8 protein-coding genes are annotated in these 15820 nt (G+C 37.5%); all 8 read right to left on the minus strand.

Going from position 1 to position 15820, the window contains the following annotated elements; all coding sequences use genetic code 11:
* Positions 1-418, minus strand: a 418-nt coding sequence (locus HMPREF9071_RS08165; RefSeq protein ID WP_009746138.1) for a GyrI-like domain-containing protein, incomplete at its 3' end; no start/stop codon positions are given.
* 36 nt (positions 419-454) lie between these two features.
* The gene (locus tag HMPREF9071_RS08170; protein WP_009746139.1) at positions 455-1108 is read right to left on the minus strand and encodes a hypothetical protein; all 654 of its coding nucleotides are present in this window, start codon (positions 1106-1108) and stop codon (positions 455-457) included.
* A gap of 204 nt (positions 1109-1312) precedes the next feature.
* Entirely contained in the window at positions 1313-2689 is a 1377-nt protein-coding gene (locus tag HMPREF9071_RS08175; protein WP_009746140.1) for a hypothetical protein, read from the minus strand.
* Between the two features lie 171 nt (positions 2690-2860).
* Positions 2861-4480: an ABC-F family ATP-binding cassette domain-containing protein gene (locus tag HMPREF9071_RS08180; protein WP_009746141.1), complete on the minus strand. Its 1620-nt coding sequence runs from the start codon at positions 4478-4480 to the stop codon at positions 2861-2863.
* A 118-nt stretch (positions 4481-4598) separates the two neighbouring features.
* Positions 4599-5438 carry a hypothetical protein gene (locus HMPREF9071_RS08185; protein WP_009746142.1) on the minus strand — a complete coding sequence of 280 codons (840 nt, stop codon included), beginning with the start codon at positions 5436-5438 and terminating at the stop codon, positions 4599-4601.
* Between the two features lie 71 nt (positions 5439-5509).
* Complete coding sequence (locus HMPREF9071_RS08190; RefSeq protein WP_009746143.1) at positions 5510-5908, minus strand: hypothetical protein; 399 nt, start codon at positions 5906-5908, stop codon at positions 5510-5512.
* Between the two features lie 10 nt (positions 5909-5918).
* The gene (locus HMPREF9071_RS08195) at positions 5919-6614 is read right to left on the minus strand and encodes a bifunctional 2-polyprenyl-6-hydroxyphenol methylase/3-demethylubiquinol 3-O-methyltransferase UbiG (RefSeq protein WP_009746144.1); all 696 of its coding nucleotides are present in this window, start codon (positions 6612-6614) and stop codon (positions 5919-5921) included.
* A 274-nt stretch (positions 6615-6888) separates the two neighbouring features.
* Complete coding sequence (locus HMPREF9071_RS08200) at positions 6889-15483, minus strand: gliding motility-associated C-terminal domain-containing protein (RefSeq protein WP_162859674.1); 8595 nt, start codon at positions 15481-15483, stop codon at positions 6889-6891.
* Between the last annotated feature and the right edge of the window lie 337 nt (positions 15484-15820).

Below are 15820 nucleotides of genomic sequence, written 5' to 3' on the forward strand. Positions count from 1 at the left end.
TATCTACTTCGGAGGTATCACCTTGCTGAGACTTCTCCGTGTAGCGCTCATAGTCGTATATATAAGTGCGATTGAGCGTGGCGTCGTTGTCCCAGATATGTTGCCACATCGCCCCTACTGCTTGAGGCATTGTGCCTTTGTCTACAAACTTTTCAAAAGTTTGTTCAGGGAATTCCCTACCTTCTAAGCCGTTGGGAATCGTGCTGAACGTGGTAACTTCTACTCCTATTATACAAGTATAAGGCTCGGTATAGTCCTTTTGGTAATCGGTGTAGATGCTGTAAATGGCGTCGCTTACCTTATTGGGTATTTTTGCCAAAAGTTGCTCGCTAAAAAAGCGTTGCCAAAGGTTCCCGATGTCTTGCATCGCCTGTCCGTTCTGATTCGTAGTGCGTACACTAATTCCTATTATTTTCATTTTTTTTGTATTTAAATAGTTTTTAATAAATTCTCTTTAACTTCTTACAAACTTGCCGATACTCTCTAAAAGTTGGGGTTTGTCTTCCAAAGCGATTTTAGCGATGGCATAAAACTCACGTACCCACTTCTCGAAGGCGGCAAAAGCGGCATCTTTGTCCTTAGTAGCCTGCTGACTTTCACCTCTTTCGAGGACGTAAGTGGCTTCGGCTTGCTTCACATCGGCAAGGGCGGTGAGCTGGGTTTCGATATGCTCAGCGGTGATTTTGAGTTTGTTGAGCGGGGTGAGCAAATCGGGTTTGGCTTTGAGCTCTTTGTAGAACGCCTCGATGTCTTCAAGGAGCTTATTGGTACGCAAAGGCGCCACTCCCTTGATATGAAGGGCAATAAGGATTTTAGGCTCCTCTTTGTAGATGATTTTAGCCTTCTTGCGGTCGGTAGCGTAAACGTTTTTGAAGGCTTCGAGCTTTTTTGAGAACTCGTTATAGGCGAGAGCTTCCTCAGAGGTCTCGCGCTTGTTGGTTTCGTACATCTGGGCGGCGGTATCGTATAGGGCTTTGCCTTGTGCGATTTCCTTATCGCCATAGCCGTACTCAGCTAATTCCTTTTTCAGGACATCATTTTTGGAAATATTCTCAAAAATGAAGGAATAATTCTTGAATTTTTCGAATGAAATAAATCTTGTAGCCATTTTCTTGTCTTTTTTTATGGTTAAACAAATAATTTTAGTAAATTTCTAGTTTATATCGTGTCCTACGGACTTTATATTGTATCCTACGGACTTGATTTTGGTTTCTACGGAGTTAATATTGCGTTCTATGGGGGTGATATTGGGTACTACTGAGTTAATATTGCAATGTTTAGGGGTGATGTTGGATTTTTTAAAATAAATACACTATTTTTTCCTTACAAAAGTGTCAGTGGCTTTATCAACTACCTCTCCTAATAAATCACTTATACCATTTACATCTTTATGAGACATATTTTTATTTCCTGAAATAGGATTTCTATAGACATTATATACTGATCGAAGAATTAATTGATCTTTATTCTCTTCTGTTTTTAAAATATCAGCATAAGCTTTTATTGTTAAAGCAGTAGCAGATTTGAAAGCATACTCTTCTTGATAGTTTCTTTCTTTATTATATTGAGCAATTGTATAATATAATAGGAAAAAGAAAGGAATAGTTTTTATGAAATTTACAACTATTATTTCCCAAGAATATGTTTTAGGTATTTCACCTAACCAACCAAAAATATTAGTAAAAATAGCTATTACAATAATAAAAGTTAATCCCCCTATAATAGCTACTGCCCATTTCCAAAAGTTAAGAGGTCGATTTAGTTCTGTTTTTCGTTGTTTGAATGTTTCAAATAATGAAGCTCCTACTTCTCTTCCTATAAGAGCATCTAAATATTCATTTCTTTCCTCAAAATAATCTTCTTTATCCTTTACAAAAGAAAGACGCTTTTCAAATTCATCATTTTGAGACTTATAAAGTTTATTTTTTTCTTCAAGTTGTTCTAATAATTCTGTATAACTATCTTTAAGACCAGTTAATGTAGTTTTTGATTCTTTGTTAAGGTTTTCTATTCTCTCTTTTTCCTTTTCAACTTGTTCTAATATACTATCTATTTTGGCTTTATTTACATTCGAATCACTAAGTAAATCTGCTATTTCTTTAGCATCATTTCTTGAGCTAGTAAGATTAGCTTCTATTCCTCTTAATTCTGTTTGTTTTTGAGAATAATAACTATTAATTTCCTCGGTGGTAGATTTAATATTTTCTAATAATTCATCATAATATTTTTTTAGGTTATTCAAATTAGTTTCTAATAGAGATAGTTTATCATTTCTTTCTGAAAAATCTATTTCTTCAAGAGGGTAAGATTTGTATTTTGATTTATCATAAAAACCGTTTTGTAAGGCATATTGAATAAGCCAAAATAAAAATTTTTCAGCACTTGATAATTGATTATTGACTATATATGATTTTAAATCATTTATAACTTGATGTAAATTAGATTGTCCTACATCAGGTACATTATAATTATATGGCAAAATAAATCCATCAGGTGAGTTAATCTCCTTACTTATTTGCTTTAAAACTTTTTTTGTTAAAGAAATAAAATCTCCAATATTCAATTGATCAATCTGTTTTTTACTTATATTTTGCTCATTTTCGTAGAAATTAGCTATTGTTCTATCAATATCCAGAGATAATAATTCTTCTATCGAATTAGTTATTGAGACACACTGATTTAAATTCATCTTATACTTGGTTTTATTGATTATTATACTTTTTTTCTTCTTTTATCTAACCAAAACTATTTACTTTTTTAGATTTTTACAAAAACTCTGGCAAAGTTCATTTTAATCACTTTTTTTATACAATGAACTTTGCCAAAGTGCTGTGATTAACCATTCATCATTAACCGTTAATCATTGTTTGTACATCTTTTCCCTCAATTCCTGAATATTTTTGTCGTCCATATACTCATCAAAGGTCATATAGCGGTCGATAATGCCACTAGGGGTGAGCTCGATGATACGATTGGCGACGGTTTGCGAAAATTCGTGGTCGTGGGTGGTAAAAAGCACGGTGCCTTTGAAGTTTTTCAGCGAGTTGTTGAAGGCGGTGATGCTCTCCAAATCCAAGTGGTTGGTAGGTTCGTTGAGCATTAGCACATTGGCGCGCAACATCATCATACGGCTGAGCATACAGCGCACTTTCTCGCCTCCTGAGAGCACTTTACAGTTTTTGAGGGCTTCCTCGCCACTAAAAAGCATCTTGCCCAAGAACCCGCGCACGTATACTTCCTCGCGTTCTTCCTCTGTTTTTGCCCATTGGCGTAACCAATCCACCAAAGAAAGGTCTTGAGTGAAGAAATCGGAGTTATCCACGGGCAGGTAAGACTGCGAGGTGGTAATCCCCCACGCAAAAGTACCCGCATCGGGCTTGAGATTGCCGTTGAGAATTTCATAAAAGGCAGTAGTGGCACGCGAATCTTTAGAAATCACGGCTACTTTGTCGTCTTTGGCAAGGTTAATGTCTACATTCTTAAACAATACCTGTCCGTCGACAGATGCAGCGAGGTTTTCCACGTGTAGGATTTGGTCGCCAGCCTCGCGGTCACGCTCGAAAATGATAGCAGGGTAACGACGAGAGGACGGTTTGATTTCCTCAATATTGAGTTTCTCCAACATCTTCTTACGAGAGGTCGCCTGCTTTGATTTTGCCACGTTGGCACTAAAGCGCGCAATAAATTCCTGCAATTCTTTGGCTTTCTCTTCTGCCTTTTTGTTCTGTTGCGCACGCTGACGGGCAGCTAACTGACTACTTTCGTACCAGAAAGTATAGTTACCCGAATAATGATTGATTTTTCCGAAGTCTATATCGGAGATATGGGTACAAACAGCATCGAGGAAGTGTCGGTCGTGAGAGACTACAATCACCGTATTGTCATAGTTTGCCAAAAAGTTCTCCAGCCAGCTGATAGTCTCGAAGTCGAGGTCGTTCGTAGGCTCGTCCATTATGAGTACATCGGGGTTACCGAAGAGGGCTTGCGCCAAAAGTACCCGCACTTTGAGCTTGCCGTCCATTTCGGACATTAGAGTGTAGTGCATATCTTCGGTAATGCCCAAATTGGAGAGCAAAGCAGCCGCATCACTCTCGGCATTCCAGCCGTTCATCTCATCGAACTGTATTTGTAGCTCACCGATGCGTTCGGCGTGCTCATCGGAATAGTCGGCATAGAGGTCGTCCATCTCTTTTTTAACTTTGGAGAGGATTTTGTTGCCCATAATCACGGTGTCGAGCACAGTATAGTCGTCATAAGCGTAGTGGTCTTGCTCAAGCACCGACATACGCTTGCCCGGTTCGAGGATCACACGTCCCGAAGTAGGTTCTTGCTTGCCAGAAAGGATTTTTAGGAAGGTAGATTTGCCTGCTCCATTGGCACCGATGATGCCGTAGCAGTTGCCTTGTGTAAAGGTTACGTTTACCTCATCGAAGAGGACGCGCTTGCCGAATTGTACGGATAAATTGGATACTGATAACATTGTTAATGATTAATGTTTAATGATAAATGATTAAATTAAATATTTACTATAAATATAACGTTGAGTTACTTGTTTAAGGCAGATAATATTCCTAATTGTGCCATAATGTATTGTTTTATTATTCGTTTTTGTCATACAAGATTTTCAAGTAAGCATTTGCTTCCATATTATCCAAAATAGGTTTTGGATTATACATAAAAGTTTTGGTTATTTTTTTAGGATTATCCTCATTCTCTCCAAACACATTGCCCCCTGTAGTAATTTCCAACTTGTTAGTGCTCAGATTAAAACTCACTATAGTTTCCTCTCCTGTAGCCCTATGGAAGCTATTGGTTTCCACTCCAATAAGTTCAAAATGGCTGTTTTGGTACCTGAACACGTATTCTACATTGGTTATAGACCAAGAACCTGCTGAATAAAAATACTGAAATTTCAATCGTAAGGTATTGTTTTTTATATTTATATCACCTTCCCCCAATGGATCTAATAGAGAAGGATCTTCTTCAGTTCTTGGGGGCTCTATAAAACCTTTATCATTTTTAGCCACTAATTTGTAAGTACCATTTTCCTGTTTGAATAGTACCAAAAGAGCCCTGGGGTTAGTATTCAATGTATCATTATATTCTGTAACGATTATATTTTCAGGATTCTCTTGTTCTACAATAAAGGCTATATCTGTTAAGTTATCTTTGTTTAAATCTCCGTCTACTTTCATAATAGCAGACCAATGTTTAGGCACAAAATCTTCCATTTTATTTCCTTGTTCTGGGAAATCAGTCGGATATTCTTCTGTTACTGAGGTAATTGATTCTTCATCTGTTGTTGAAGTAACAGGTTCATTGGTATCAATCACATTAGCATCCTTTTTCTTAGATAAGAAATCACAAGAACTTCCTAATAGGAAAAAAGATAGAATGCTGAATAGAAATAAGGCTTTCCTAAAAATAATAAATTGCATACCGATTATATTTTTCGCAAAAGTACGGAATATTTGTAAGATACGGAAATAGTTGTGATTCTAAAAGAAAATTATTCTCTTAGTTCTTTCTCTATTTTTCTTACAAAGCGGTTGAGCTCTTTACTTTTATAAAAATCAAAGCAATCCAAACAAATAAGATTTGCCTTAGGATCGTCCATCTCATTCTTTAATAATCCGTTAGGAAATTTAAACTGTGTGTTTTGGGTCACGAAATCCTTTGTCTTTTCTAAACCCTCTAACCCATAATGAAAAAATACGACCCCATCTATATGGTCTTTCGGAAATCGAAAGGTGCTGTCTATTCGATTATAATTATGCTCCATACATAAGTAGAACGCATATTTTTTGAGTAGTTTTATCCGATCTTTTTTTGTCAAATCTGGTAAGGTAGGCTTACAAGAAGACAACAAAACAACTATAATGAGGGATATTAATTTGATAATTCTCATAATCTACAATTTACTTATCTGCAGTGATTATTAGTGCCATGGATTTTTCTTTGTCAAAAGGGTCTTTTTTGAAATTACCATATAGATTAATGGCTTGAAACCCTATTTGAGTGAGCCACTGGGTAAGCTGGTCAGCAAAAATAGGTTGCAACAGCTCTTCATTCTTAATAGTATCGTCCAAAATGGTCTTGAAACGGATTTTTCCTTCCTCATTGAGGTAGTAATAGCGCTCAAACTTCACCTTATCGTTGGCTATCAAGGGGAAATTACCGAGGTAATCGCCTTGTTGCTGGGCAAAATACTTCTGAAAATTGACCAATTGCAGGACGAGCTTACCTCCTTGGGTGAGTTGTCTGTAAGTTTTTTGTAAAAAGAGCTGTACAGATGCCTTACTATCCAGATGCGGGAGTGTATTGCCTATACAAACGATGTTGTCAAAGGTGGAGAGCTCATCAATAGCAAGCATATTAAGCTGTTGTACGGTAATGCCTTTTTCGGCGGCTTTGGCAATGAGTCGCTCACTGAGGTCTATGGCGGTAACCTCATAACCTTCAGAAAGTAGGTGATCAGTGAGGTTGCCCGTAGCTGCACCTACATCAAGGACGGTATGCCCACGGAGTTCGCTGGAAAAAAAGGTCTTATGAGCTGGGGAGAGTGGAAAGATAAAGTCATACTTTCCCGCAATTTCGTTATAGAACTTGGACATAATAAACAATGATTAATTTTTAATGACTAATGAAATTAAGACGCTAAATCCCCCAATGGGGGATATATTGATAAAGTTCTAAAACACCTTTCCAATGCCTTTTCAAGCATAGGGTAGAGTATTTTCAACTGTATCATAGCATATTTTCTAATGCAAATGTAAGAAATATTTATGAGATATAAAAAACCTTAGTAAAGTAATTCCTCTTTCTTCCTATTAAATGAAAGACGGGAGACTTTCGTCTCCCGCCCTTCACATTTATTTAAGCCAGTTACTATTCATTTTTAAGATATAACCAACCTGATTTTTGTTGAGTATTTTTATTTACATCTAAATATTCTAGGATATAGTAATAAGTGCCTTGTGGTAACTTACCATCTTTACCTACAGTAGTACGTCCTGTAGAATATCCCTTAAACGGATCTGTATTCGTATATCCATCTTTTTCATATACTAATACTCCCCAACGGTTGAATATTTTAAGATTATTCTTAGGATATAGCTCTATATTCTTAATAATAAATCCATCATTGTAACCATCTCCATTAGAAGATATACCATTATAGAAAGTAAGAGGTTCATCATTAAGAACTACTATTGTTACTCGTGCATCCTTACATACTGAAGGATTGGAAACCAAACATATACGATAGGTTACATGATAAGTACCTGAGATTGCTCCTTGAGGTACAGTAACATCTCCATTATTATTGATCACTACTCCTGTAAGTCCTCCATTATTTGCTAAAGATATCTGTACCAAAGTAGGATCCGTTATTGGATTTCCTGACAGAGTATCGGTACCTCCCACTGCATTATTCAATACATTACCTACTACTGTTGGCTGTAGGCTCTTGACTGGAGTTGCTGAAAAATCATCATCATTAGCCACAAGTGCAGGATGTAATTTTATAGTAGCGGTTCCTGTCTTACAATTAGTAGGACTTGCTTTTTGACAAACAGTATAAGTATATGTATAAGTTCCATCTGATGTATTAGGAGCTATAGTAATCGTTCCATCAGCATTCATTACAAGGTTTGTACTGCTTGATGTACCTGGGGTCAGAATCACATCAGTGATAGGAGAAGGATTCTTTTTGCCATTAAGTTCATCATTTTCCAATACGCTTGGTGTATTAACAGACTGATTTATAGGATTATCAATATCAAATACATCATCTTGAGCTACATAAGTACTTACTTCAATAGTAGCCTTAGCATAAGCAGTTTCTGTAGGATCTGCCTTATTGATGATTGTATAATAATAGATGTAAGTTCCTATAGCGATTCCCGGTTTTACAGTAATACGTCCGTCACTATTCATTTCCAGATGACTATCAGGTGCTGGCTTACCTGTAGTTTTTTCTATGGAGACATCAGATGCAGTAAGCCCAATACGAGATCCTAACTTATCATTATCCAATACACTTGGTGTAAGCCCCCCTGTGACTCCTACATGCCATACTCCATCATCAGTGGCTATAATCCTACCATCTACTACTTCTAAATAAGCATTAGCAGTACTACAGTTACCGGAAACACCTCGTTCACAGATAGTATAAGAATAGACATAAGCACCTCTAGGTGTACCTTGTGCTACAGTGATATTTCCATCACCTCCCATAGTAATACCCGAATGAGGAGAAATACCAGGAGTAAGGATTACATCAGTAGCTGGAGAGAGTGGTCCTGTTTTGCCCTCTAAGGTATCCACTCCTAAAGTAAATACTGTTTGTGATGTAGTATTTGTTGTCGCATTGGAAATACGACCAAAATCATCATCAATAGCTTTGATTACGTTCCTCTTAACGGTTAGTTTCACCTTAGCAGTATCACAACCATCACTATTACATACTTTATAAGTAATTTCATAATTACCTGAAGGTGTTCCACTTGGTATTATTACTTTTCCATCAGTATTTATAGATACTCCTGTAAGTCCTCCATTGTTAGCAATTGTTACTGTCACATTGGCTGGAACAATAGGGGTACCATCCTTAAGCTTATCATTACTTAGTACATCTATAGAGCCTCCTGCACGAGGTAAAGTAACTGTATCATCTACCAAGTTGAATGGAGAAGAAGAAGGTTTCACTTTCACTGTAATTGTCTGAGTTGTGCAAGTTGCTGGAGTAGCCTTATCACATACTTGTACAGTAATAGGATAATCTCCTGCTGGAGTTCCTTGCGGAATCACCACATCTCCTGTTGATGGATTAATGCTTGGTACTGGTGCTCCTGGTGCTTTAGGTACTGCTGGTGTAGGTATTGTAATGGTTACATCACTTGGATTAGGCTTGCTACCATTAATCTTCACATTATCTGTGATATTTCCAATCACTCTTGGAGTTGCATTATTGGAAGGTTCTCCCGTAAATTCATTAGGAGAAACTTCTACTTTATTCCTTACCACTACAGTCACTGTCGCCTGGTTAGATGCGGTAGTTCCTCCTTTTTCAGTAATTGTATACTTAATAGTATAAGTACCTGCTGGTGTGCTTCCCGCTACCTTTACCTTACCTGTAGCTACCTCTATAGTAACTCCCGTATGGGTAGTGGAAACTTGTGTGATAGTAACTTCAGAGGCAGTAAGTCCTGTCTGTCCAGCTAACTTATCATTAGCAAGAATATTTACAGCGACTCCTCCATCTGTTACTTCTTTTGTAGTACCACTATACTCTACATGCTTGTTACTATAGTCATCATCAATGGCTTGAATAGTGTTGCCCGCAACAGTTATAGTTGCTGTGGCTGTCTTACAAGTTTGCGCATCAGCAGGTGTTGCCTTATCACATACCTCATAAGTAATAGTATAATTACCTGGTTTTACTCCCTTAGGTATCATTATTTTACCTGTAGAAGTGTCCACACTTGGCACTGGTGCGCCTGGAGAAGAAGGCTGTGCAGGAGTTGTTACACGGATAATAACCTGACTTGGTGAAGGCTTATTGCCATTTACTTTAGTATTGTCCAGGATATCTCCAATTACTTTAGGTGTATTATTAGTAGAAGGAGTTGCATTAGGTATTGTAATAGAAGTTACCTCAAGCTTATTCTTCACTATAATAGTTACCGTAGCCTCATTGGAGACATTACCACTATCAAGCTTATCAGTAAGCTTATAACCTACTGTATAAGCACCTGCTGGTGTATTTGCCGCTACATTTACCTCACCTGTACTTGTGTCTATAGAGATATGAGGATTGGTAGTAGTCTGCGTAATAGTAACATCGGTCAAAGTAAGTCCAGTTTTGTTACCTATTTTATCATTGGTTAAGATATTTGCTACTGTACCATCAGCTTTTTTCACTTTGGTTGCTGTAGTACTCCTTTCTATAGGAGCCATATTATTGCTCTTATTATCATCATTAGCTACTAAAGCATTGGAACCTACTTTTACTTTTGCCACAGCTTGCTTACATGTCTGAGGGGCTCCCTTATCACATAAAGTATAAGTAATAGTATAGTTTCCATTAGGTACCCCTTGAGGTATCTCTACCTTCCCTGTGGTAGGATTGATACGAGGTACTGGAGCTCCTCCTTGTGGAGTAGCCGGTGTATCTATAGTAATGGTAACGTCATTAATAGAAGGGGTAGAACCATTAATCTTTACATTTCCATCGGTGATAATATCTCCTATAATATTAGGGGTAGTCCCTGTAGATGGAGTTCCTGCAAAATTATTAGGAGTAGGCACTTCCACTTTATTGATAACCCTTACCTTCACAGTAGCTACTGAAGATTCATGAGAAGAGCCCTTTTCCTTAATCTTGTAGGTAATTGTATAATCTCCTTTAGGGGTATCGGCAGCTACGATTATCTTACCTGTAGTAAGATCTATCGTTACTTTAGGATTACTAGGGGTTACTGAAGTAATATCCACTTGAGAGGTAGTAAGCCCTACAACACTGCCAAGCTTATCATTACTCAATATATTTACCTCTGTTCCTAAGGCATTCTTTACTATTGTTGTTCCTTTTTCTACAGGAGAGGAAGTATAATCATCATCTATCGCTTGGATGGTATTTCCTGATACAGTAACTTTTGTTGTCTGTGTTTTACAAGCCTGAGGAGTTTTCTTATCACATACCTCGTAGGTAATATTATATTCCCCTGGAGCAGTACCCTGTGGTATTTCTACATCTCCTGTTGATGGATTAATACGTGGCACAGCTGTACCTCCTGGCTTAGGCTGTGCTGAAACCTTTTCTGTAATCACTACATCACCCGCATTAGGCTTTGAACCATCTACTTTTGTATTGTTCAAGATATTACCCACTACTTTAGGAGTGCTATTCACAGAAGGATTCCCAGAGAAATTAGTCTGAGTAATCTCTATCTTATTCTTAATGGCTACCTTTACAGTGGCTATTGCCGATTCATTATCAGTACCTTTCTCCTTAATCTTATAAGTAATCGTATAGTTGCCCACTGGAGTATTTGCAGCTACCTTTACCTTCCCTGTAGTAGGATCTATCGTTACATTAGCACTACTAGGGGTCACTGAAGTAATCTCTACTTCATTGGTTGTTAGGCTGCCTGTGGTAATGCCTGTTAATTCATCATTCTTTAAGACATTAACTTCATTGCCTCCACTATCCTTTACAAAAGTAGAGGTATTGCTCTTTTCTATAGGAGAAGCACTATAATCATCATCATTCGCTTTTATGTGGTTCTTTCCTACATGAATAGTAATTGTTGCCTCCTTGCATGTCTGTGCCGCTCCTGGGGCTTTATCACATACTTTATATTTGATTGTATAAGTCCCATCTGGAGTTCCCTTAGGAATTACTACATCTCCATTGGATTGTACCTTTGGCACTGCAGCACCTGTGTGCTTAGGTGTAGCTGGAGTGGACTCACTAATGGTTACCTCACTCGTATTAGGCTTATGACCATTAAGGGTTACTCCATCTAAGATATTGGCTACTTTCTTAGGAGTGTTATTAGTAGAAGGAGTTGGACTTCCTGGAATCACCACTGGGGTTACCTCTAACTTATTCTTCACCACTACAGTCACAGTCGCTTCATGAGAATAAGTAGTTCCTCCTTTTTCTTTTATCTTATACTTAAGGGTATAAACTCCTGTTTGTACGCTTGATGAGACTTTCACCTTACCAGTAGCTGGCTCTATGGTTAAGCCTGTTACTGTATTGGTTGTCTGAATATCTACTTGGCTAGGCTGTATCCCTGTTACCCCTGCCAACTTATCATTAGATAGAACATTGAAGTCATTGCCTCCTACCTTTACATATTGGTCTGTTGTTGATTTCTCTACACTAACATTATCATCTATCGCTTGGATGGCATTAGAAGTTACCACTACTGTAGCGGTGGTAATAACACAAGTAGCAGGAGTTGCCTTATCACATACTTTATATCTTATAGTATAAGTTCCTGGAGGAGTCCCTTGAGGAATCTCTACCACCCCTGTAGTAGTATTGATTTTAGGTACTGGAGCACTTCCCTGTGGAGTAGCCGGTGTATCTATAGAAATCGCTACTTCTGTTGGTGTAGGAGGGATTCCATTTATCTTAGTATTTGTTAGGATATTACCTGCATTTGTTGGAGTACTATTGGTGGAAGGGTGTCCTGTATAGGTTTTGCTATCGCTCTGTACTCTATTAGTTACTATAACAGGAGTTGCTTTGCTCTTTACTGTTCCGCAAGCGCCTGTTATTTCCACATAATAATACTTAATACCTACTACTGATGTAGGTGGTGTAAAGGTAGAGGTAGTAGCTACTTGGGTACCTCCTGTATTGCTATTGGTAGTATTCACAAACCACTTATAGGTGAAAGGTCCTGTCCCTGTAGCAACTACAGACATTGCTACAGCAGAAGCTCCCTTATAATAATTAGCCTGATGAGGCTGCCCTGTAATCATCATAGAAGTTTGTATAGTTACCGTTACTTCACGACGAGCACTCTCACAACCATTAGCCGTTACTGCCCCATAGTATTTCTGAGAAGTCAATACCGTAGTTGGTGCTAAGGCTGTACCTCCTGTTGCAGAAGTATACCACTTAATACCTGCAATAGTAGAAAGGTCAGATACCTTTTTATTCTCTGCACTACAATAGGTTTGTGTAGCAGCCACCGCAGGAGCTGCTGCTGTTGGGGTAATTGTTACTGTTACTTCCTGACGAGCACTCTCACAACCATTAGCCGTTACTGCTCCATAGTATTTCTGAGAAGTCAATACTGTAGTTGCGGGTAAAGCGGTACCTCCTGTTGCAGAAGTATACCACTTAATACCGGTAATATTAGAAAGATCAGATACCTTTTTGTTCTCTGCACTACAATAGGTTTGTGTAGCAGTTACCGCAGGGGCTGCTGCTGTTGGGGTAATTGTTACTGTTACTTCACGGCGGGCACTCTCACAACCATTAGCCGTTACTGCTCCATAGTATTTCTGAGAAGTCAATACTGTAGTTGAGGGTAAAGCAGTACCTCCTGTTGCAGAAGTATACCACTTAATACCTGCAATAGTAGAAAGGTCAGACACCTTTTTGTTCTCTGCACTACAATAGGTTTGTGTAGCAGCCACCGTAGGAGCCACTGCTGTTGGAGTAATTGTTACCGTTACTTTTTTACGATCACTGCTTTCACAACCACTAATAGTTTGGCTTACATAATATTCCTTAGTTTGCAATAGGGTATTATCGGCTAAAGCAGTACCCCCTGTTGCAGAAAGGTACCAATTGCTATTGGTAAGCGTTATTGCTTTTATATCAGATATTTTCTTGTTCTCAGCCTGGCAAAAGGCAAATGTACTTGCCAGTGTAGGGGCAGGTGTCGGATTAGAAACAGTAACTGGTATAGTTTTAGTACAGGTATCTGGAAGCTGATATACCAAAATATCATCAATGGCAAAGTCATTAGCTGACTCATCATTATCAGTATCCTTAAACTTCATTTGTAATCGAGTAGCATTACCAGGATTAAAGGTATAGGTAATCTTCCTCCAATCTTTATTATTAGTATTTCCAGTAATACTTCCTGAGGTATTAATATTTACAGGAGCATTATTGTCTTTATTAATAAAAGACACTTCTATATTAGGAAGAAATTGTGTTACACCAGTATTATTAATATTGTATACGTAATATTCTACCCTAATATCCTTATTAGGCTCTACCTTTAGATCTTGTAAATAGAAATGGCTTGCAGCATTCTTTCCATAGTTAAAGGCAAGATAACGACCTTGTGAATCAGCACCATTTGAGGTATGATCCTGTGGGCTTAGCCAATTCCAACTACGCATTGGGGTTAGGTTATTCACATTTGCCACTTGGTAATGTCCTTCTGGTAATACGTCAGCAGGATATCCTAAACCTCCTAATTTACAGATAAAAGGAGGAGGGACTACTGAAGAAGGTAATAAATATGGGCTTCCTGAACCGAAATCTTCTTTAAAGATAATTTTTTTAGCAGTATCCGTGTATGTAACTGTAACCGTATGAGCCCCTAATGATACATTATTGAATACATTAGAATTTTGTGCTGTTTCACTATCTAACTTATAAGTATAAGTATAGTCAGTAGTATTGGTTGGAGTTACTGTGATTTTCCCTTTATGAGTTGTACAATTATATTCAGCAGTAGCATTAATATTGTTAGGATTAGCTGCTACTGTGATGGGAACTGTTTGAGGGATAGGACAACTTTGTGAAGATTGTGTGACTAAGATATTATCTAAGGCTACATCATTCCCTATTAGTGCAACAGCATTAGGATTACCTGGAACATACCCCCATTGGTTAAACATCCTTACAACAAAAATAAGTTCAGTATGGTTCCCTGTATTGGCAGCAACACCAATTGGATACCAATCATCATATCCACCATCCTTTACTCTTGGGACATCCAGTATATAAGATGAATAAAGAGGTGCTTTCGCTGCTACCTTTGCTTCATTTTCATAGATTTCAAGCCTAAGAGAGGGAATAGCTCTTTCATAACTGCTCCCAGAGGATAGCTTAACGGTATTAAATACAAAGGCAGAAAAATCCACATGCGAATTAGGAGCAACGGTTGCCTTACGCTTATAGATTACCTCCTTATCTGGTTGTACTATACTATTATAGTACATAACACGTCCATCAGGATCTTTATCCTTATCATGAGGCAACAGCCAAACATTATGATTTTGAGCATTAGTATAATCGGCATCTATCATTCTGGCTACTGTATAACAGTAATCAGTTGCTAATGTCTTTCCTGGAGTAATTGCTCCATTAAGTTCATGGGTTCCATTCAATGGAGCAAAATAAACATTAGGATTGGCATAAGGGCTTTTCACAGCCTTAGGTCCTCCTTCATATTTTCCAAAATCATCATAAAAAATAATTTCTTTAGCATTTGAAGGAGCTGGGGCTATATAATTAACGGTAAGATTATGTGTTCCTACTGGAATTGATGAAAAATAAGGACTACTATGAGTTACCCCTCCATACGTATAACTATACTGATAATTAGGTTGATTATTAGTAAGATTCACATTCCCCGTACCATTACAATTATAGATAACCCTGGAAGTAAAATTAGGCGCTACAGCCTTAGGAGGTACAGTTATTGTTAAGGGATAAGTTTTCGTACCCTTTCTTACCTGAAGGGAATGAGTTCCCACTCCAAGCCAAGCCTTATTTGTACCTACCCAGCCTGAACCAAAATTATATTGATAATCAGAGATATTTCCATCTACACTTATAACAACTTCTGCCTTATCCGCATTGGAACCTGTACCACAGCCTATAAGCTTAGCGATACCTACCTTAGGAGTGCTTTGTGCATATACCCCCAAGAAAGTAAAGAATAAGGTGATCGTCAGTACTTTGGTAAATGTACTTTGTAAAAAATTAACCATTTTTATCATCTTGCAATATATTTCAATGTATAAATTGGGTGCAAAAATACTCCTCTTTTTTTTAATTTTCCAACTTTTTCATCCTTTTTTTAGAAAAAGTTATTAACTTTTATCCTCTTTTCTTAATAGAATATTAGCTTGAGAATGTATCCTTATCTCTAATAATTGGTATAATATATTATTAATAAATAACTTACACCCCTATATTCCCTAATCAAAATTTCTTATTAATAAAAATTAAACTTTTTATCAATGCTTTTTTAATCAAATTTTAAAAAGAAAACTTATTAACAATTCTTTTAATCCTTAATGGACTATAATATTTAATGATTAATTG

The organism is Capnocytophaga sp. oral taxon 338 str. F0234, from assembly GCF_000192225.1.
Lineage (GTDB): Bacteria > Bacteroidota > Bacteroidia > Flavobacteriales > Flavobacteriaceae > Capnocytophaga.

Bases quoted from the DNA above. Each gene is read 5' to 3' on its own strand.
- HMPREF9071_RS08170 (WP_009746139.1), bottom strand. From the start codon at position 1,108: ATGGCTACAAGATTTATTTCATTCGAAAAATTCAAGAATTATTCCTTC.
- HMPREF9071_RS08175 (WP_009746140.1), bottom strand. From the start codon at position 2,689: ATGAATTTAAATCAGTGTGTCTCAATAACTAATTCGATAGAAGAATTA.
- HMPREF9071_RS08180 (WP_009746141.1), bottom strand. From the start codon at position 4,480: ATGTTATCAGTATCCAATTTATCCGTACAATTCGGCAAGCGCGTCCTC.
- HMPREF9071_RS08185 (WP_009746142.1), bottom strand. From the start codon at position 5,438: ATGCAATTTATTATTTTTAGGAAAGCCTTATTTCTATTCAGCATTCTA.
- HMPREF9071_RS08190 (WP_009746143.1), bottom strand. From the start codon at position 5,908: ATGAGAATTATCAAATTAATATCCCTCATTATAGTTGTTTTGTTGTCT.
- HMPREF9071_RS08195 (WP_009746144.1), bottom strand. From the start codon at position 6,614: ATGTCCAAGTTCTATAACGAAATTGCGGGAAAGTATGACTTTATCTTT.
- HMPREF9071_RS08200 (WP_162859674.1), bottom strand. From the start codon at position 15,483: ATGGTTAATTTTTTACAAAGTACATTTACCAAAGTACTGACGATCACC.